16 protein-coding genes are annotated in these 18,674 nt (G+C 63.5%); 3 read left to right on the top strand and 13 right to left on the bottom strand.

Going from position 1 to position 18,674, the window contains the following annotated elements; genetic code table 11:
- Positions 1–23: 23 nt before the first annotated feature.
- From C7H85_RS00900 to C7H85_RS00855, 10 genes are all read right to left on the bottom strand, one after another.
- The gene (locus C7H85_RS00900; RefSeq protein WP_106727843.1) at positions 24–830 is read right to left on the bottom strand and encodes an oxidoreductase; all 807 of its coding nucleotides are present in this window, start codon (positions 828–830) and stop codon (positions 24–26) included.
- Positions 831–874: 44 nt separating this feature from the next.
- Entirely contained in the window at positions 875–3,955 is a 3,081-nt protein-coding gene (locus C7H85_RS00895; protein WP_106727842.1) for an efflux RND transporter permease subunit, read from the bottom strand.
- Complete coding sequence (locus tag C7H85_RS00890) at positions 3,952–5,067, bottom strand: efflux RND transporter periplasmic adaptor subunit (RefSeq protein ID WP_106727841.1); 1,116 nt, start codon at positions 5,065–5,067, stop codon at positions 3,952–3,954. Before C7H85_RS00890 ends, C7H85_RS00895 begins: the two co-directional genes overlap by 4 nt.
- An 85-nt stretch (positions 5,068–5,152) precedes the next feature.
- Positions 5,153–5,770 carry a TetR/AcrR family transcriptional regulator gene (locus tag C7H85_RS00885; RefSeq protein WP_106727840.1) on the bottom strand — a complete coding sequence of 206 codons (618 nt, stop codon included), beginning with the start codon at positions 5,768–5,770 and terminating at the stop codon, positions 5,153–5,155.
- Positions 5,771–5,942: 172 nt separating this feature from the next.
- Positions 5,943–6,113, bottom strand: a complete 171-nt coding sequence (locus C7H85_RS19665) for a hypothetical protein (RefSeq protein ID WP_158260044.1) — start codon at positions 6,111–6,113, stop codon at positions 5,943–5,945.
- 264 nt (positions 6,114–6,377) lie between these two features.
- On the bottom strand, positions 6,378–6,728 hold the full coding sequence (locus C7H85_RS00875) for a cupin domain-containing protein (protein WP_106727839.1): 351 nt from the start codon (positions 6,726–6,728) through the stop codon (positions 6,378–6,380).
- Positions 6,725–8,041 (bottom strand): NAD(P)/FAD-dependent oxidoreductase, encoded by a 1,317-nt coding sequence (locus C7H85_RS00870; protein ID WP_106727838.1) that lies wholly within the window; start codon positions 8,039–8,041, stop codon positions 6,725–6,727. Before C7H85_RS00870 ends, C7H85_RS00875 begins: the two co-directional genes overlap by 4 nt.
- A gap of 10 nt (positions 8,042–8,051) precedes the next feature.
- On the bottom strand, positions 8,052–9,425 hold the full coding sequence (locus tag C7H85_RS00865) for an FAD-dependent oxidoreductase (protein ID WP_106727837.1): 1,374 nt from the start codon (positions 9,423–9,425) through the stop codon (positions 8,052–8,054).
- Positions 9,426–9,453: 28 nt separating this feature from the next.
- Complete coding sequence (locus C7H85_RS00860) at positions 9,454–10,881, bottom strand: aldehyde dehydrogenase family protein (RefSeq protein ID WP_106727836.1); 1,428 nt, start codon at positions 10,879–10,881, stop codon at positions 9,454–9,456.
- Between the two features lie 3 nt (positions 10,882–10,884).
- Entirely contained in the window at positions 10,885–12,072 is a 1,188-nt protein-coding gene (locus C7H85_RS00855; protein WP_106727835.1) for an aromatic ring-hydroxylating oxygenase subunit alpha, read from the bottom strand.
- A gap of 317 nt (positions 12,073–12,389) precedes the next feature.
- Between C7H85_RS00855 and C7H85_RS00850 the strand changes: the two genes are divergently transcribed.
- Positions 12,390–14,078 carry a BCCT family transporter gene (locus C7H85_RS00850; RefSeq protein ID WP_106727834.1) on the top strand — a complete coding sequence of 563 codons (1,689 nt, stop codon included), beginning with the start codon at positions 12,390–12,392 and terminating at the stop codon, positions 14,076–14,078.
- Positions 14,079–14,128: 50 nt separating this feature from the next.
- Here C7H85_RS00850 and C7H85_RS00845 read toward each other — a convergent pair whose 3' ends face one another.
- A complete protein-coding gene (locus tag C7H85_RS00845; protein ID WP_106728582.1) occupies positions 14,129–15,055 on the bottom strand; it encodes a LysR substrate-binding domain-containing protein in 927 nt (308 codons plus the stop codon).
- Between the two features lie 103 nt (positions 15,056–15,158).
- Entirely contained in the window at positions 15,159–16,115 is a 957-nt protein-coding gene (locus C7H85_RS00840; protein ID WP_106727833.1) for a GlxA family transcriptional regulator, read from the bottom strand.
- Positions 16,116–16,450: 335 nt separating this feature from the next.
- Between C7H85_RS00840 and C7H85_RS00835 the strand changes: the two genes are divergently transcribed.
- Complete coding sequence (locus C7H85_RS00835; protein WP_106727832.1) at positions 16,451–16,939, top strand: cysteine hydrolase family protein; 489 nt, start codon at positions 16,451–16,453, stop codon at positions 16,937–16,939.
- Positions 16,940–16,967: 28 nt separating this feature from the next.
- On the opposite strand, the gene C7H85_RS00830 is transcribed toward C7H85_RS00835, so the two are convergent.
- Positions 16,968–18,002: an IS630 family transposase gene (locus C7H85_RS00830; protein ID WP_106727831.1), complete on the bottom strand. Its 1,035-nt coding sequence runs from the start codon at positions 18,000–18,002 to the stop codon at positions 16,968–16,970.
- Positions 18,003–18,199: 197 nt separating this feature from the next.
- Here C7H85_RS00830 and C7H85_RS00825 point away from each other — a divergent pair, with 197 nt between their 5' ends.
- The gene (locus C7H85_RS00825; protein ID WP_106727830.1) at positions 18,200–18,607 is read left to right on the top strand and encodes a GFA family protein; all 408 of its coding nucleotides are present in this window, start codon (positions 18,200–18,202) and stop codon (positions 18,605–18,607) included.
- Positions 18,608–18,674 lie beyond the last annotated feature (67 nt).

Below are 18,674 nucleotides of genomic sequence, written 5' to 3'. Positions count from 1 at the left end.
TCACCGCGGGCGCCGCTGCGTTGTCAGGCTAGCCCAAAGGTTTTCCGTATGCCGGCAGCGACGGGGCCCGCAGGCATAAAGCGGCGTAACTTGCTCAGAAGAGAGGCCTCGCCTTTGGGCGTGCGCCGCATTTTCCATGCACCCAAAGCGGCATCGACAACCGTGGTGGCGACCCCATCGGGATCCGGCGCTTTATGGACATTGTTTTGAATGGCCTGGGAAACGACGCTGCGCTCGGTGTCGTAGACCGGGATCCTGGCGGCCGCCTGGGGGGCATTGATGTCCAGATTGGTGTTGGTGAAGGATGGCTCGACCAGCGCGACGCGGATGCCGAACTGGCGCACCTCGTGATCCAGGGTCTCGGACAGCCCCTCCACCGCATGCTTGGACGCCGAATAGAGCCCCATGTAGGGCGCCGGAAGAAAGCCCAGCACCGAGCTGATGTTGACGATGCGACCAGAGCCTTGCTCGCGCATGTGTGGCAATACCGCCTGTGTGGTGCGCAAGATACCAAAAACGTTGGTGTCGAACAGCGATGCCGCTTCGGCAATCGACGTTTCCTCCGTCGCGCCGAGCAAGGTCACGCCCGCACTGTTGACCAGCACATCGATGCGCTTGGCCTGAGCCATGATGGCCAGGATCCCGGCTTGAACTGACACTTGGTCACGGATATCCATCTCGACCAGCTCAACACCGGCTATTCGCTGTGCCGTTGCCCTGTTGCGCACGGTACCGAATACCCGGCAACCCCGGGCGGCAAACTTCACCGCGGCGGCGCGGCCGATGCCTGACGATACACCGGTCACAACGACAACTTTTGAGTTCGACATAACCACCTCTCTTTAATAAACAGATAAACGGAATAACAGGCCGCTCAGGCACCGTTGTCGGGCCTGATCCTGAACCAGATGGAATACATAGCCGGCAGGAACACCAGGGTAAGCACAGTCCCCGCGAAAGTGCCGCCGATCAGCGTGTAGGCCAGCGTCCCCCAGAACACCGACTGGGTCAGCGGCGTGAAGGCCAAGATCGCCGCCAGCGCGGTCAGGATCACCGGCCGGGCACGCTGCACCGTGGCCTCGACCACCGCCCGGAACGGGTCCAGTCCCTCCTGTTTGTTGTGCTCGATCTGCCCGATCAGGATCAGGGTGTTGCGCATCAGGATCCCGGCCAGTGCGATCAGGCCGACCAACGCATTGATACCGAACGGCTGCTGGAACAGCAGCAGGGTGGGCACCACGCCGATCAGCCCCAGCGGCGCGGTCAGGAACACCATGGCCATGGCGGCGTTCGAGCGCACCTGAAGGATGATAATAAGCAGGGTGATCGCCACCATGATGGGGAATAGCGGCAGCATAGCGCTCATCGCCTTGCCCGACTCCTCGATGGAGCCGGCCTCTTCAATGCGGTAGCCGCTCGGCAGTTTTTCCATCATGGGCCGGAGCTGACGGGTAATGGCGGCAGACACGTCCGGCGGCTGCAAATGGTCGGCGATGTCGCCGCGCACGGTGATGGTCGGCATGCGGTCGCGCCGGCGCATGACCGGCTCTTCCATGCGTACCTCGACCTCGCCCAGCTGCGACAGCGGGATGCGCTGGCCGTTAGCGCCGACCAGGGTGAAATCGCCGATCCTGGCCGGATCGAGCCGGGTATCGCCGGCAGAACGGGCGGCGACCTGCACGGTGCGGATGTCCTCGCGCAGGTTGGTGACCGGCACGCCACTCAGCAGGAATTGCAGTTGCTGCGCCACGGCACTGGAGGTCAGGCCCAGGGCCTGCAGGCGGTCCTGCTGCAAGGTAAAGTGCAGCGTGGGCGTACGCGTGCCCCAGTCGCTGTTGACCGTGCGCATCATCGGGCTGGCATCCAGGACCCGCTGCACCTCGGCGGCGATGTCGCGCAACGTGTCCGGGTTCGGGCCGGTGACCCGGTAGGCGACCGGAAACGGCGAATAGGGGCCAAACACCAGTTGGGTGACGCGCACCTGCGCCTCGGGGGCCAGGCCATCGGCGATCGCCCGGCGCAACCGGTGTTTCAAGGCTTCTCGTGCCTCCTGGCTGCCGGTGCGGATCACTATTTTGGCGAACGAGGGATCGGGCATCTCCGGCCCCATCGCCAAGAAGAAGCGCGGCGCGCCCTGACCGACGTAGGCGGTGACGATCCCGGCCTCCTCCTGTTCGGCCAGCCAGGCTTCCACCTTGGCCGTGGCGGCGCTGGTCTGCGCAATCGAAGAGCCATAGGGCATCTGCACCTCGACCAGCACCTCGGGACGGTCGGAGATCGGGAAGAATTGCTTCTTGACGACGTCCATGCCGAGGATGGCCAGGACGAAAAGGCCCACCACCGAGCCGGCGACCAGCCACTTGCGGGCGATGACGCGCTCCAGCACCCGGCGCATCTGGTTGTAGCGCGGCGTGTCGTAGAGCGCAGCGTGGCCACCCTCGACTTTTTTTCCCTCGGTCTTCTTAAAATGAGGCAGCAGTTTGACGCCCAGGTAGGGCGTGAACACCACGGCCACCACCCAGGACGCGATCAGGGCGATGCCGACGATCCAGAACATGTTGCTGGTGTATTCACCCGCGGTGGAGCGGGCAAAGCCGTTGGGCATAAAGCCGACCGCCGTGACCAGCGTGCCCGACAGCATCGGCGCGGCGGTATGGCTCCAGGCATAAGCGGCGGCGGCGGCGCGGCTGAAGCCCTCTTCCATTTTCACCACCATCATTTCGATGGCGATGATGGCGTCGTCCACCAGCAGGCCCAGCGCCAGGATCAGGGAGCCCAGGGTGATACGGTCGAAGTTTTTGCCGGTGGCGAGCATCACCAGGAACACCACCGCCAGGGTTAGCGGCACGGCCGCGGCGACCACCAGGCCCGCGCGCCAACCCATGCTCAGAAAGCTCACCAGCATCACCACCAGCAGCGCGGCGAAAAACTTGAGCATGAACTCATCGACCGCGGCGCTGATGTTGACCGCCTGATCCGTGACCTTGGTCAGGCTCATGCCCAGCGGCAGCTCGGCGTTGATCGCCGTGACTTCGGCATCCAGCGCCTTGCCCAGGTCGAGCCCGTTCCAGCCTTCGCGCATGATAATGCCCAGCAGCAGGGCGGGCTCGCCGCCGTTGCGGACCAGGAAAGTCGCCGGATCTTCATAGCCGCGCTTGACGGTGGCGATGTCCGACAGCGTCAGGGTGCGCCCCTGTGTCACCACCGGCGTGTCGCGGATCTGTTGCAATTCGTCGAAAGCGCCGTCCAGGCGGATAAACACCTGCGGCCCCCGGGTTTCCACCGAGCCGGCCGGAGTCAGGGCATTCTGGTTGTTGAGCGCGGCAAACACCTGCTGCGGGCTGACGCCCAGGGTGGCCAGGCGCTCGTGGGAGAACTCCACATAAATGCGCTCGGATTGCTCGCCGACGATATTGACCTTCTTCACCCCCGGCACGTGCAGCAGCCGCTGGCGCAGCGTCTCCGCATCGCGCACCAGCAGGCGCTGCGGCTCGCCATTGGCCTTGAGCGCAAACAAGGCAAAGGTGACGTCCGCGTATTCGTCGTTGACCATGGGCCCGATCACACCGGCCGGCAGGTTGATGGCCTCGTCGCCGACTTTTTTGCGGGCCTGGTAGAACTGCTCCTGAACTTGTGCAGGCGGGGTACTGTCGAGCAGGGTCAGGGTGGTAAAGGCCAGCCCGGGCCTGGTGTAGGTTTCGGTGCGGTCGTACCAGCGCAGCTCCTGCAGCCGTTTTTCTATCTTCTCGGCGACCTGGTCCTGCATTTCCTGGGCGGTCGCGCCGGGCCAGGCGGTCACTATGGTCATCACCTTGATGGTAAAGGCCGGGTCTTCCGCCCGCCCCAACTGTAAGAACGAAACAACGCCGGCCAATGAGATCAGGCAGATCAGGAACAGGCTGATGGCGCGCTCGCGTACGGCGAGCGCCGACAGGTTGAAACGGCCCTCGCTCATGGCTGTACTCCTGCACTCGCAACGGCAGCGGCCTGGCCGGCCACCCGCACTTGTTCGCCCTCGCGCAGCAGGTGGGCGCCGAGCGCGACGATCCGGTCGCCGTCCTCGAGTTCGCCGGCGATGAGGGCGCCATCCTCATCCAGGCGCAGGACCCTGACCGGACGCCAGGAAACCCTTGCCGGATCGCCATCAATAACCCAGATTCCCGGCCCCTTGCCCGGGTCAAACAAGGCGCCGATCGGCACCTGCAGGCCATGTTGTACGGACGGAGGTTCATCCGGGATCCGGATGGTGACGGTGGTGCCCAAGGGCGCGTCGGCCAGTTCCCCCTCCAGCACATAGCGCGCCTCGAAGGTACGGGTCAGTCGGTCCGCCGTATCCGAGAGCTGCCTGAGTCGGGTAGGAACACGACGACTTTCTGTGCCGAAGAGCCTGGCCTGCCCGGTCGAGCCGATGGCGGGACGCAGGGTTTCCGGCAACTGGATAACGGCTTCGCGCGGTCCGGCGTGGGCCAGGCGCACCACCACCTGACCGGCGCCCACCACCTGGCCGGGTTCGACCAGCGTTTCCATGACCACGCCATCGGCATCGGCCACCAGCTCCGCATAGCGGGTCGCGTTGAGGGCCACTTCGGCCCGGGCCTCGGCCGCCTTGAGTTGCGCCCTGGCGGCGTCCGCCGCCGCCTTGGCCTGGTCGTAGGCCGACGCCGATATGGCGCCGGTGCCACGGAGGTTGCGGTAGCGGGCTTCATCCTCGGACGTTTGTTTCGCCCGGGCGCGCGCGGCGGCAACCGCTTCCTGCTGGGCATGGGCCGCAAGCTTCAGATCGACGGGGTCGATGCGCATCAGCGGCTGGCCGCGCCGGACGCTCTGCCCGGTATCCACCAGCCGCTCCAGCACCTTGCCGGAAACACGAAAACCCAGGTCGCTCTGGACCCGGGCGGCTACGGTCCCGGTGAAAGCGCGTGATGCGGAGGTGGCTGGCTGGACGGAGGCGGCACGCACCAGCGGCGCTTCGGTGCGCGGATCCGGCGACGCTTTTTCGCCGCAGGCGGCCAGGGCAAGCGGTAATGCACAGATGGCGGTAGGTAAAATGAGACGGCGACGAAGCATGGGAGCCCCCTTGGTGAACCAGTCAGGGCTCCCACTATGATACCAGTGACCAATTTAGTCAATAGTCACCAGTCATCTCGCTACATTATGGCGACAGGCTGCGCAGCACCAGGCCGGACAGCTGGGCCGGTGCGTCGTCGGTGTAATCGAAGCTGTGCTGCAAGAGCAGCGGGTTGAGGTAAGGCCGCATGACCAGGTAGATCGACATCGTGACTTCATCGAGGGGGGTCTTGCGCTCGAAATCCCCCGTCTGCCGCCCTTCCTGCAGTATGTCCTGCAGCAACTGCTGTATGCGTTCCTCATAGGCTCGCGCGGCCGGCCAGCGGTCGGTGGCCGCCGCGGCCGCGATTTCGTAGAGATTGCGATCCTGGAAAAACAGGCGGAGGCTCGCCTCGACAATGGCCTTGAACATCCGCCGCAGCTTCTCCGGCGGCCGTTCGGCCTCGTCGACGGCCGCTCTGACCTCGGCTTCGATCTCGCGCAGGCAGTTGGCGCAAATCATCTCGCCGATGGCCTGCTTGGACGCGAAGAACTTGTAGATGTAGGCCTTGGAAAAGCCGATGGCCTTGGCGAGATCGGAGACGGTGGTCTTCTCGTAGCCATAGCGGCGGAAGTGCTCGGTGGCGGCGGCCACGATCTGATCTCGAACGTCGTGCGTCATCGGGCCACGGGCCGAAACGGGATAGGTGTTTGCTTTGCTCATGGTCTGGAGTGTACCGCCAGTGTTGGAGATTGACAACGAGTAACCAAATAGAATTTTAGTCACAAAGCTCAGGGTCCACATCTTTTATTCCGGAACACATTATGCTGCCAAAACACCCCCTTGCCATGCTTATCGTTGCCGGCCTTGCTGCCGGTTGCACCGTCGGCCCCGATTACGTCAGGCCCGACACGCCCATGCCGGAACGGTACCTGGGCCAGGCGGCGGTGGCACAACGGCACGCCAGTGCCGACATGCTGGCAGCAAGGGGCTGGCCGCCGAACTGCAAGTACGGCAGGTCGAAGGCGCTCTTGCCCAGGCCCGAGCTGGCGGATGTCCATCCCATTCCGGCGGCGCAGGCGCACATCAAGAGCGGGTGCCGCTGGTGCGCCAAACAACCTCCGACATATTGGCGGGGCCAATTGTGCCGAATTGAGGTATCCGTGACCGTTCGCATCGATGTGGATTTTAGGCGGGTATGCAAACGTCCTGAAGGCCCCCTTTCCGGCTCCCGTGCTCCTGCCTGCCAACCAGCCGGGGATGAAAATATAAGCCAGTAAAAAAGCCGGCCAATCGGCCGGCAAAGTAGTGCTTGGAGACGCTCTGTTGCTCAGACCAGGCCGTGCAGTTCCTTCCAGTTGCCCGGATGAACCACATAGCCGAACAGGGCATGGCCGCCATAGACCAGCTCGGTGCCTTCCGGGATCCACAGCAGCTGGCCCGGCCGGACTTGATGTTTCTTGCCGTTGGCGGTGAGTTCGAAGCAACCTTCGATCACGAACACCACCTCATCATAGAGCACGGTCCAGGCCACCTCGGCGCCTTCCCATCGGGCGAAACCGACCCCGATATGGGGCGACACCTCCGGGCTCAGCGCCCTGGCCACGTAGGCGGCGCCGGGCGGGCCGCCACGCACGGTAAAATCCAGTTCCTTGCTGTCGATTAATCTTACTTCACTCATATTTCGCTCCGGCTCTGCCACTTGGCGAGCCGGATGCGGCTCTTCACCCCCAGGCCGAGGAAAGGCTCGGGCGGGTTCAGGCTCGGCATGCCGGTCACCTGCCGGATGTCCTGCAGTTGCCGGGAGTCCGCGCCCACCGCCAGGTCCGCCAGCAGGGTGCCGGAAATGGTGCCCCAGGCCGCCCCCACGCCGTTGTCGCAGGCGCTGGCGAACACCCCTTCCTCGAGCTGGCCGAAGAAGTTGGTGAAGTTGCGGGAAATGGCATAAACCCCGCCCCAGGTATGGGTGAAAGGCACCTCGGCCAGGGCCGGATAACGGGCCACAAAGGCGTTGCGGTGATCGGCCCGGATCTTCTTGCGCACGCCCTCATCAACATTGGCGCCGTACTTGGGCACGTGCTTATAGGTATTGCGGATCAACAGCCGCCGATCCGCGGTCATGCGCACCGTGGTGCCGGCATGATCCGCCGGGGTCAGTCCCCAGTTCAGCTGGCCACCGTAGCGGGCCAGCTCCTCGTCGGTCAGCGGCCGGGTCCAGCTGGCAAAGGTCATCACCGGCAGCAGCCGGTTCTTCAGGTAACCGAACTCGCGGGTAAAGATGCTGGTGCCCAGCAGCAGCCTGGGCGTGGTGATGCTGCCCTCGTCCCCCTGCAACCGCCACTGGCCCTGCTCCCGTTGCAGGCCGCGGATGGGCGACTGCTCCAGCAGTTCGACGTTGTCCGGCAGGTGTTCGGCCATGCCGCGCACCAGGGCGGCCGGCTGCATCAGGTAGCAGCCGGGAGTGAAGATGGCCCGGCTGTAATATTCGGTGCCCAGCACCCCGGCCAGCTCTTGTTTTTCCACCCGGCGGTAGGGTTCACCCAGATCTTTCATCAGGTGTGCAAAATGGTCGAGGAAGGCCTCGCCCCGCTCGCCCACCGCTCCCTGGTACTTGCCCGCGTGGGACCATTGGCAATCGATGCCGTGTTGGTCCACCAGCCCCTGTAACTGGGCGATGGCGGCCCGGTTCAGGCCCAGCAGTTTCTGCTTATGGGCCGGATCCGGATGCTCGAGGGCGAACTTGTGGGGCAGGTCGATTACAAAGCCGGAGTTGCGCCCGGAGGCTCCCTGCGCCACCCGCTGGGCATCCACCAGCAGGATGCGGGCATTGGGCTGGTGTTCGGCCAGCCGCCGGGCCGCGGCCAGGCCGGCGAAACCGGCGCCCAGCACCACATAGTCGGCATTGTGCTTGCCGTTCAGCATCCGGGCGGGGGTGGGTGCCGGCAGGGCCTGATACCAACCGCAGCTATTATCATCCAAGGGTAAGGCTGTCATCTTCTGTTCCTCAAGCCGCGTTCTGTTGCACATTAAGCCGGGCCAGCCAGGCGCTTCGCTGCCCCTGCAGCTGGCTGCCAAGCAGGGCAAATCCTTTCAGTTCACCGTCCGCTCCGTAAAAGCCGGCGGCCAGTTCGGCGCCGTGTTCCTCGGTGCGCCACTCGCCCTCGCCCGCCGCCGGCAGCACCGACAGCGGCAGCACCGGGGTTTTTACCAGCACCGGGGTGGCCTTGAGCGCCGCCTGGGTAGGCTGGCCCAGCAGGTTGTTCACCAGGGCCGGTATGGCCTGGTTGATGGGCGCGATATAGGGTGCCCACTGGCCTGCGACTTCGGCACAGTCGCCCAGGGCGAAAATGGACGAGTCGCTGGTCCTGTGCTCCAGGTCGATGCTGATGCCCCGGCCGATGCTCAGCCCGGCCGCCTTGGCCAGAGCGGCATTGGGGCGCAGGCCCACCGCGCTCAGCACCAGATCGGTGTCCAGTACCCGGCCGCTTTGCAGTTGCAGGCGGTAACCCTCACCCTGGCGGTCTATCTGACCGATGCTGTCCTGCAATGCCCACTCCACGCCCAGGCCGCTCAGGGCCCGTTGCAGGGCATGGCCCAGCGGTTGCGGGATCAGCCGTTCCATCGGCCACTGGCCCAGGCCGACCACGGTGACCGCTGTGCCCTGGGCCGCCAGATCGTTGGCGAACTCGCAGCCGATCAGACCGTCCCCCAGGATGGTGACGTGCCGCTTGCCGGCCAGTTGCTGGCGGAAGCGCCGGTAGTCGGCGAGATCGTTGACGCTCAGCATGGCCGCCTGTTCGCCCTCCACCGGGATCACGATGGGCGAGGCACCGGTGGCCAGCACCAGCCGGCCATAAGGGTACTCGCCGATGCTGGTGTGCAGCCGCTTGTTTTCCCGGTCGATACGCTCGACCCGGGTATGGGGATAGACCCGCACCCCGAGCCGCTGCTCCCAGGCCAGCGCCGGCTCGCTCACCAGGCTGTCGCCGTCCTTGCCCAGCGCCAGGGCGTTGGACAGGGCCGGCTTGCTGTAAAGGGCGCCGTCATCGGCGGTAAACAGGGTAATGGGCAGTTCGGGCGAGCGGGCTCGCAGCGCCGCCGCCAGTTGGTAGCCGCCGTGGCCGGTACCGATGATCACCACCGGCTCGAGCGCCGTCTCGGTTACCGGGGTAACGGCCCCGGCCACCGCCGCCAGGGGGGCCGGCTCCTCGTCGGTGATCTCGAGCATTTCGAAATCCGCCTTGCCCACCAGGCAGTCGGGACAAACCCAGTCATCCGGCACGTCTTCCCAGGCGGTGCCCGGGGCAATGCCGTCGGCGGGCCAGCCCTTGGCCTCGTCATAGATCAGTCCGCAGATGATGCATAACCACTTTTTCATCTTGTCCTCCCCACTACCCTGTTACTGCTTAACGGTTGCTCAGACGAATGCCGATATTGCGGGTCTGGACATAGCTGTAGATCGCTTCCTGTCCTTTCTCGCGGCCGAAGCCCGACAGTCCCACCCCGCCGAAGGGCGTTTCGATGCCGCCGGCGAACCATTCGTTGATGAACACCTGGCCGCCGCGCAGCCGGTTGGCCAGCCGCAGGGTCTGGCTCAGGCCCTCGCCGAACACCCCGGCTACCAGGCCGAAATCGGTGCCGTTGGCCAGGGTCACCGCCTCGTCTTCGTCGTCGAAGGGCATCAGTACCAGCACCGGGCCGAACACTTCCTCCCGGGCGATGGTCATGTCGGGCGTCGCCTCGATCACGGTGGGCGCCACGAAGTAGCCGGACAGGTCCGGCGCCGTGCCGCCGGTAAGGATGTTGGCGCCTTCGGCCCGGGCCTGCTCGACCATCGCCAGCACCCGCTGTTGCTGATCCGCCGACACCACCGGGGTCAGATCCGGGTTGCCTTCGCCCTGGCCGATGCTCAGGCCCTCGGCCAGGGCCACCACCGCCGCCTTGACCTCGTCGTAGCGGCTGCGGTGCACCAGCAGCCGCGACATGGCCGAGCACACCTGGCCGGCGTTGAAGAAGATGCCGGATTTCACGCTGGCCAGCAGGGTGTCGAGATCCACGTCTGCCAGGGCGATGGCGGCGGACTTGCCGCCCAGCTCCATCACCGAGGGGGTGGCCCGCTCGGCCGAGTCCCGCAGGATGCGCTGGCCGGTGGGCACCGAGCCGGTGAACACTATCTGGTTGGTGTCCTGGTGTTTGACCAGGTGGCTGCCCACCTCCGAGCCCTTGCCGCACAGCAGGTTGACCGCCCCCCGGGGGAAACCGGCCTGCTCGACGGCCCTGACCAGCAGGGTCATGGCCAGCGGCGAGATTTCCGGCGACTTGATCACCACCGCATTGCCGGCCGCCAGGGCCGGGGCCAGGGAGCGGGCGCAGATGGACACCGGGAAGTTCCAGGGCACGATCTGCACCGACACGCCGAAGGGCACGTACTGGGTGAAGTCCATGTAGTCCTTGCCGAGCGGCACCGAGATGCCTTCTATCTTGTCGGCCATGCCGGCGTAATATTCGAAGTAGCGGGCCGCCTCGAGAAATTCGTCGCGGGCGTCGTTCAGGCCCTTGCCGTTTTCCCGGCAGGCCACCAGGGCGCCGTCGTCGGCGATGGCGCGGATGGCCTCGGCCGCCTGCAACAGCCAGCCGGTGCGAATGGCCGGGCGCACCTCGGTCAGGGCGCCGCTGTCCACGCAGCGGCGGGCGGCGGCCATGGCCAGATCCGCATCCTCGATGCTCGCCTGGGCGATGGTGGCGTAAGGCTCGCCGGTGCCCGGGTTCATCACCGTGATCTGGCGGGAGGCATCCCGCCACTGGCCGTCGATATAGTTCAGATAATGTTGCATCGTTTACGCCTCCAGCGCCGCTTTCACCTGGTTGGCCAGCCACTTCTGGAAGAAATGGGTCGGCAGATCCATCTCGGGCGAGAACACGCCGCCGCCGAAGCCGGGGGAATGGCGGCCCTTCTGCATGCCTTCCACCGCGCCGATGTCTTCACCGAACACCACCCGCCAGGACTCCAGGGTGGCGGTGCGGCAGCCGGCGTATTCGTCCTTCAGCGACTCGTCGCCCACGTAATAGAGGCGCAGGTTCTCCACGGTTTTCTCCGCGTGGATGGGATCGATCATCATGGCGAAGGCGTGGTCGGCCTGGATGCCCAGCAGCACGTTGGGGAACAGGGCCACGTATTCCGCGTGGCGCAGCTTGTCGGCGGGCCAGCCGGGGAACTTGGGCAAATGGGTGCCGGCGGTGTCCGACAGGTTGTATTTGTAGCTGCCCTGCCCCGCGAAACGGTCCTCGAACATGATGTTGTAGTGATCTTCCAGCTTGGAATAGGTGTTCAGGGCCGGGTGCACCCAGGGCAGGTGGTAGGCTTCGCAGTAGTTTTCCACGGTCAGCTTCCAGTTGCTCTCCACCTCGATTTCCAGGTGGCCGCCCATGTTGACCCGGCGCAGCAGGCTCAGGCCCTCGTCGCCCCAGAACGGCTGCCAGCGCTCGACCAGGGGCGCGATGTGCTCCTCGAAGGAGGCCGCGTCGCCGGACAGGTTGACGAACACCATGTCCATCCACACCGCGGAGCGCAGGGCTTTAAGGCCGTGCTTTTCGCACTTGAAGCGCTCATCTTTATGCTGGCCGGTGCCGCCGATATGAGGAGTGCCCTTGAGGTTGCCGTCCAGATCGTAGGTCCAGGAATGGTAGGGGCAACGGATCATGCCCTGCACCTCGCCGGCTTCATGCACCAGCTGCATGCCCCGGTGGCTGCACACGTTGTGGAACACCTGCACCTCGCCCTGGCGGTTGCGCATCATCAGCAGCGGCAGATTCATAAAGCTCACCGGCTTGACGTAGCCGTTTTTCAGCAGGTCGGAGGCGAAACCGATGCAGGCCCAGGTTTTGCCGATAACTTGATCTCGCTCAAAGGCGAAATATTCCTGGCTGGTATAACAGGCATTCGGCATGCCGTTGGCTTCGACGATCGGGTTCAGTACGCTTTCCACCTGCTGTACCGGAATAAGGGTTTGGCTGACGTTGATCATGCTGTTCTCTCCACAATGATGCAGTGCTTCCTGCGCTGTTTGTTGTCATTGGCACCCCGGGGTACCGATGGGGGAGAGTGTCGTTAACATAGCGGCAACAAACAAACGACTTTTTGGCCGGGTATGGATGAGCTTTTGTCATCCATCCATGGCCCTGCCCTTCCTGCCCGGAAACCTGTCCGAGGTAGCGGCTATCCATGACCAAAACTCACCGATGGATGAGAATAAATCGATTGAGCGAACCCACGCCGCGCCCTAACCTCCCCACCATGTTAACAACTGGTTAACCAACAATGAGTAACGCAGAGGGAGGAGTTATGCGTGCGACATCCGGGATCCTGAAGGGACTGAACCCAACCGTGACCATTGCATCCAAGGTGCTGGTGATCGGTTTCGTGTTGTTCTGTGCCATTCTGGCCAACCAGGCCGGGCAATATTTCGAAACCGTTTCCGGCGTTTTGCTGCAGAACATGAAGTGGTTTTATCTTGGGCTGGTCACCCTGGTGGTCGGCTTTCTGCTGTATCTGATGATCAGCCGCTACGGCCATATCCGCCTGGGCAAGGACGATGAAAAGCCCGAGTTCAGCTATCTGTCGTGGGTGTCCATGCTGTTCTCGGGCGGCATGGGCATCGGCCTTATCTTCTGGTCGGTGGCCGAGCCCATGTGGCACTATGCCGACAATCCCTTCACCACCGGGCTGAGCAACGAGTCGGCCGGCACCGCCATGCAGCTGGCCTTCTTCCATTGGGGTCTGCATCCCTGGTCGGTGTTTATCATCGTCGCCCTGGCGCTGGCCTATTTTTCCTACCGCAAGAACCTGCCCTTTACCCTCAGATCCATCCTCTATCCGCTGATCGGCAACCGCATCTACGGCCCCATCGGCCATGGGGTGGACATCCTCACCGTGGCCATCACCGCCTTCGGCATTTCCCAGACGCTGGGGATGGGCGTCATCCAGATCAACTCCGGCCTGAACCAGGTGTTCGGGGTGGGCATCGGCCTCGGCGTGCAATTGCTGATCATCGTGGTGCTCTGTACCTGCGCCGTGGCCTCGGTGCTGTCGGGCGTGGGCCGGGGCATCCGCCGGCTGTCCGAGTGGAACATGCTGCTGTCGCTGCTGCTGGTGCTGATCGTGCTCTATGTCGGCCCCACCCGCTACATGCTCAACACCCTGCTGGAAAGCACCGGCAGCTATGCCCAGAACATCGTCGGCATGAGCCTGTGGAGCGATGCCCAGAACGATTCCGGCTGGCAGAACTGGTGGACCGCCTACTACTGGCCCTGGTGGATGACCTGGGCGCCCTTCGTCGGCATGTTCGTGGCCCGCATCTCCAGGGGACGCACCATCCGCGAGCTGATCGGCGGCGCATTGATCGTGCCCACCCTGATCACCTTCCTGTGGATGTCGGTGTTCGGCGGCGCGGCACTCAAGGTAGAGCAGGATGCGCGCACCGCCTACGAACAACAGGCGGTGGTGCTGGCCGAGGCCGGCGAGCCGGCCCAGGCGCCCTTCGCCGGCGGCCCCATCCTGGCGGCCACCAAGGCCGACACCACCCGGGCGCTGTTCACCCTGTTCGACAACCTGGACGCCGGCGCCCTGGGCAAGCTGTTGAGTGTGCTGGCCTGCGTGCTGCTCGGCACCTACTTCATCACCTCGGCCGACTCCGGCACCCTGGTGCTCTGCACCCTGGATGCCGCCGGCGACACTGAGCCGCCGACCATGATCCGGGTGCTGTGGGGGGTGATCATCGCCGCCATCGCCGCCGTGCTGCTGTATGCCGGCGGGCTGAAGGCGATGCAAACCGCCTCCATCATCGCCGGCTTCCCCATCGCCATCTTTATCGCGGTGATGAGCCTGACGCTGTTCCACAGCATCCGCCGCGAACCCCAGCCCTGGGCCATGCTGCCGGAGCACGTGCGGCCCGAGCCCGCCAGGCTGGACGGCCCGCTGCCGGAGCAGGAGCCGGAAGAGCAGTGGCAGGCCGAGCCCCAGTTCGGCAAGTGAGCAAAAAACGCCGGGAAGTTTCCCGGCGTTTTGCTGTATTCACCTCGGCTTCAGGCCAGACCCTTCTCTCCCACCTGCCCCGGCAGTTGCTCCAGCAGCCAGCTGCGGAACAGCTTGACGCTGGCCGGCACCACCCCCCGCCCCGAGGGCTCCAGCATGGAAAAATTGTCCTGGGTACGCAGCACCGTGTCCACCGGCCTGACCAGGGCCCCGCTTTGCAGGTAGTCATCCACCAGCGAACCCCAGGCCAGGGCGATGCCCTGCCCGTTGACGGCCGCCTGCAACAACATGGGATAGTTGTTGATGTTGACCCTGTTGCGCGGCGCCACCACCGGCAGCCCCACCGATTCGAACCATTCCGGCCAGTTGACCCAGTCCCGCTGCGAATCATCCAGATACAGCAGCGTCTTGCCGAAGATGTCCTCCGGAGTCTCGCATGCTTTCAGCCGTTCCAGATAGGCAGGGCTGCACACCGGGAACACCTCCTCCGGGAACAGGGTGGTCACCTTCATCTCCGCCGGCGGCACCCGGCAATAGAACAGGGCGATATCACAGTCGAGCCGGCGCAGATCCATGATGTTGTCGGTCGCCAGTATGCGCAGGTCGATCTCTTCGTGCTGCTGTTGAAAGGCCGCCACCTTGGGCAGCAACCAGAGCGCCGCCATGGCGTTGGTGGTGGCCACGGTCACCTGCTGCTCCCCCTGCCACTTCTTGATTTCACCGGTGGCCTGGGCCACGTCCAGCAAGGCACGGTAAACGGTCTGGTAATACTGCAGACCGGTGGCCGTCAGGGTAATGCTGCGGCTGGCCCGCACGAACAACGCCTTGCCCAGGTAGTCTTCCAACTGGCGAATTTGGCGGCTGATCGCCCCCTGGGTCACGTTCAGCTCACTGGCGGCGAGGGTAAAACTCAGATGGCGTGCCGCCGCCTCGAATACGATCAGGCTGTTCATGGGCGGCAGCGGTTTAAGCTTCATGGTCATACTGGATACGATCCGGCAACAGTCCGTTTTCGCTTATTTTACCATTTAAACAGGCTTTTAGCTGCTCCACCACCGTTCGGACGGGCAGCGCGAAGCCTCAGCGTTCAACTTCGCCAAATGTTTTGCGCCAGGCCCGGGGGCTGACCTGGTACCGTTGCCGGAAGTGCTGGCGGAATGAGGTTGCGGTATGAAAGCCCACCATTTCCGCGACTTTTTCCACCGAGAAGGAATGGTTTTCCAGCAGTTCAAGGCTGCGCTGCAAGCGCTCGTTCACCAGCCATTCGCCGAAGGTCATGCCGGTGGCCTTGTGGAAATGGCGGGTAAAGGTACGCCGGCTCATGGCGGTGCGGGCGGCCAGCTCGTCGATACCGTGCGGCCGGGCCAGGTTTTCCCGCAGGTAGTCGAGCAGGCGGTTGATATGGGCGTCCTGGGTGGAGAGGGCGACGGGCTGCTCGATAAACTGGGCCTGCCCGCCCTCGCGGTGCGGCGGCACCACCATGATGCGGGCAACCCTGTTGGCTATCCGGGTGCCGTAATAGGCGCGCACTATGTACAGGCAGCAATCCAGCCCCGCCCCCGTACCGGCGGAAGTGATCAAACGATCGTCTTCCACGTAGAGAGCATTGGTATCGAGCGCCGCCGAGGGGAAGCGCCGGCCGAAGTCCTGCTCGGCCATCCAGTGGGTCGCCGCCTTGCGGCCATCCAGCAGGCCCGCGTAGGCCAGGGCATAGGCACCGTAGCACAGTCCCACCACATGGGCCCCCCGGGTGTGGGCACGGACCAGCGCCTCGGCCAGGGCCGGCTCCGGCGGCTCGCTCAGATCGTGCCATCCCGGCACCACCACGATGTCTGCCCTGTCCAGCAATTCGAGCCCGCCGTCGGGCGCTATCGTCATCGCCCGCTTGGCCTGCTGCGGCCGGCCCCCGGGAGACACGATGTTCAGCTCGAACAAGGGGTTATCCGGCAGCATCGAATCGAATATCGCGTAAGGCACCGACACATGGAAGGGACTGAAGCGCGGATAGAGCACAAGGGCGACCAGGGGCCTGGACATAAGGATACCTCTGCAAATGGCGGGAGCATTATCCTAACAGCATGGCCCAATCTTTTCGATCATTGGCATACAGGTCAATTTTTTGCGTGGCCAAAGGCGTCGATAATGGCTTCCGTCGCTTAACCACTCAGGAGCAATACCATGAAAATCAACACCCTCGCCCATTCCCTGATCCTGGCGCTGGCCCTGAGCACAGGCAACGCCGTTGCCCGAACCGGGACACCCAGGACCGGGTGCGGGTGCCGGCCGACGGCGAAGTGATGACGTTCCGAACAATCCCGGCTGCCTCTATGCCCGAGGCAGTCTTCATCCCGATTCACCAAAGGAAAAATGCCATGAACAACGCATTGATCGTGATCGATATCCAGAATGACTACTTCCCCGGCGGCGCCTTCACCCTGGAAAATGCAGAAGCAGCCTGCCAGGCGGCCGTGGAAGCGATTGAACAGGCCAGGCGCGACGGCTGGCTGGTGGTGGGGGTGCAGCACCTCAATCCGCCACTGGCCTCGGCGCTTGGCTCCGGCACCAAAGGCGCAGACCTTCATCCCGCCATCGCCGCCGCGTTGGGCGATGCGCCGGTCATCCCGAAGCATCAGGCCGACAGCTTCTTCGACACCGGACTGGAGCCCATCCTGCGTGACGCGGACATCACCGACATCTACCTGACCGGCATGATGACCCAGCACTGCGTGACGCACACCGCGCTGTCGCCCCAGGCACAGGGCATGCGGGTTCATATCATCGCCAAGGGCTGCGCGGCGCCCACCCAGGGCCTGAGCGACATCGCGCTACGGGGGTTGAGCGCCCGCTGCCGCCTGGTGTAGCGGCATATTAACCCGGCTTGCAAATAGATCACGCCGCATACCGGATAAGAGGATGTTTGAAGTATTTTTTAACCCGGTCAGGTTTGTTCTGAAGCCCCTTCATATGTCGTGTGACCTTAGCCTTGAGATCTTGGTGACTGCGAGCCGGCGATGACGCCCGGATCCCTTGCTTCAGATCACCATTCAGGTATTCATCTGGGTTGAGCTCGGGTGAATAAGACGGCAGATAAAACACCTCTATCTCTTGCTTATGCTTTTCCAGCCAGGAGCGAACCAGCTTGGCATGATGGACCCGCAAATTGTCCAGAATCAGGAAGACTTTCTTGCGTGAAGAGGCGATCAGACGTTTGAAGAAACGCAATAGTACCTTCGTGGTCATCGTCTCTTCGTACACCATGAAGCGAACTTTGCCCTGGTTGTTGATGGCCGACATCATGTTGACCGAGAAGCGCTTGGCGTTGAGTCTCACCACCGGTGTCTGGCCTTTGGGAGCAAAACCTCGCTGATGCTGACACTGATTCTTGATGCCTGTCTCATCGCCCCAGAAGATCTCGGCGTAATGCAGCTTGGCTCGCGCTTGGATAAACGGATAGGTTGTGTCCAGCCACTGTTGCACGGCCTTGTCACATTGCTCATAGGCCTGCTTCGCCGGTTTTTGGGGCGTAAATCCCCAGCGGGCCAGGTAAGTACTGAGGGTACGCGTGGCGATCTTGACCCGCCAGCGTTGCCAGATCAGCGCCTTGATGGCCGGTCGGCTCCAGAGCGCGAAGGGCAGATTGAGCTGATCCGGGCACTTTTCACGCAGCAGCTGCTGAAGTGTGTCTTCCTGAGCAGGGGTAAGCAAACGGTCTTCGCCGGTTCGGCGACCTCGCTTGCCAAGCTGAAAGCCTGTCTCGCCCTGCTGTTGATATCCCCGTATCCAGCGACACACGGTACCGTAGTGAACATCCAGCACCTCGGCAATCTGTTGGCGAGAATGACCGGAGTTGAACATGCGGATAGCCAGGTTTCGATTATGCTGCTGAAGCTCAGAGCTCAGTTTTCTGGTGTCAATTTTGTCCATAGATGACAAAGGTAACACTTTATCTATTTGTAGGCCAGGTTAATAACCGCCGTGGCCTGCGGCTTCATCGGCTGCGGGCCCGGCGGTGAGTCACTTCCCGGCTCGCCGCACTTGTGGTTTCATATGAGGCATACTCAAGGATGGTTCCCAAAGAGCCACTTCTTTGTTCCCTGTATCGCCCATGCGGAGTAACAACGATGAACTACCCCATCCAGGGTTCCTGCCAGTGCGGCGGCGTAACCTACGAACTGAAAGAACCACCGCTGATGGTGGTGGCCTGCCACTGCAAGGAGTGCCAGAAGCTCTCTACCAGCACCTTCAGCATCACCGCCGTGGTGCGCGCCGAGGCGGTGCAATTCGAGGGGGAGATGGCCGAGTGGCGCCGGGTGGCCGAGAGCGGCAATATCAACGGCGCCAGGTTCTGCCCGGTCTGCGGCAACCGCCTCTACCACTTCAATCCCGATGAACCGGGCGTCATCAAGCTCAAGCCCTCCAACCTGGCCGACACCCGCCTGATCCAGCCCAGCGCCCATGTGTGGGTGAGCCAGAAACAGGACTGGTTCCAGATCCCCGAGGGCGTCAGGGTGTTCGACAAGCAACCCTGAAGGGCTTCCTGCCCAATAACGACAAGCGGCTCCTGCAGCCCAAGGATGTAGCACAACCCGGCCGAAT

The organism is Zobellella endophytica, assembly GCF_003012775.1.
Classification (GTDB): Bacteria; Pseudomonadota; Gammaproteobacteria; order Enterobacterales; family Aeromonadaceae; genus Oceanimonas; species Oceanimonas endophytica.
This window is presented reverse-complemented; position numbering and strand designations above follow the sequence as displayed.

What these genes read in the sequence shown, in the direction of transcription:
- C7H85_RS00900 (WP_106727843.1), bottom strand. Translation starts at nt 830, where the DNA reads ATGTCGAACTCAAAAGTTGTCGTTGTGACCGGTGTATCGTCAGGCATC.
- C7H85_RS00885 (WP_106727840.1), bottom strand. Translation starts at nt 5,770, where the DNA reads ATGAGCAAAGCAAACACCTATCCCGTTTCGGCCCGTGGCCCGATGACG.
- C7H85_RS19665 (WP_158260044.1), bottom strand. Translation starts at nt 6,113, where the DNA reads ATGGGATGGACATCCGCCAGCTCGGGCCTGGGCAAGAGCGCCTTCGAC.
- C7H85_RS00865 (WP_106727837.1), bottom strand. Translation starts at nt 9,425, where the DNA reads ATGAAAAAGTGGTTATGCATCATCTGCGGACTGATCTATGACGAGGCC.
- C7H85_RS00850 (WP_106727834.1), top strand. Translation starts at nt 12,390, where the DNA reads ATGCGTGCGACATCCGGGATCCTGAAGGGACTGAACCCAACCGTGACC.
- C7H85_RS00830 (WP_106727831.1), bottom strand. Translation starts at nt 18,002, where the DNA reads ATGGACAAAATTGACACCAGAAAACTGAGCTCTGAGCTTCAGCAGCAT.
- C7H85_RS00895 (WP_106727842.1), bottom strand. Translation starts at nt 3,955, where the DNA reads ATGAGCGAGGGCCGTTTCAACCTGTCGGCGCTCGCCGTACGCGAGCGC.
- C7H85_RS00860 (WP_106727836.1), bottom strand. Translation starts at nt 10,881, where the DNA reads ATGCAACATTATCTGAACTATATCGACGGCCAGTGGCGGGATGCCTCC.
- C7H85_RS00870 (WP_106727838.1), bottom strand. Translation starts at nt 8,041, where the DNA reads ATGACAGCCTTACCCTTGGATGATAATAGCTGCGGTTGGTATCAGGCC.
- C7H85_RS00835 (WP_106727832.1), top strand. Translation starts at nt 16,451, where the DNA reads ATGAACAACGCATTGATCGTGATCGATATCCAGAATGACTACTTCCCC.
- C7H85_RS00890 (WP_106727841.1), bottom strand. Translation starts at nt 5,067, where the DNA reads ATGCTTCGTCGCCGTCTCATTTTACCTACCGCCATCTGTGCATTACCG.
- C7H85_RS00840 (WP_106727833.1), bottom strand. Translation starts at nt 16,115, where the DNA reads ATGTCCAGGCCCCTGGTCGCCCTTGTGCTCTATCCGCGCTTCAGTCCC.
- C7H85_RS00875 (WP_106727839.1), bottom strand. Translation starts at nt 6,728, where the DNA reads ATGAGTGAAGTAAGATTAATCGACAGCAAGGAACTGGATTTTACCGTG.
- C7H85_RS00825 (WP_106727830.1), top strand. Translation starts at nt 18,200, where the DNA reads ATGAACTACCCCATCCAGGGTTCCTGCCAGTGCGGCGGCGTAACCTAC.
- C7H85_RS00855 (WP_106727835.1), bottom strand. Translation starts at nt 12,072, where the DNA reads ATGATCAACGTCAGCCAAACCCTTATTCCGGTACAGCAGGTGGAAAGC.
- C7H85_RS00845 (WP_106728582.1), bottom strand. Translation starts at nt 15,055, where the DNA reads ATGAAGCTTAAACCGCTGCCGCCCATGAACAGCCTGATCGTATTCGAG.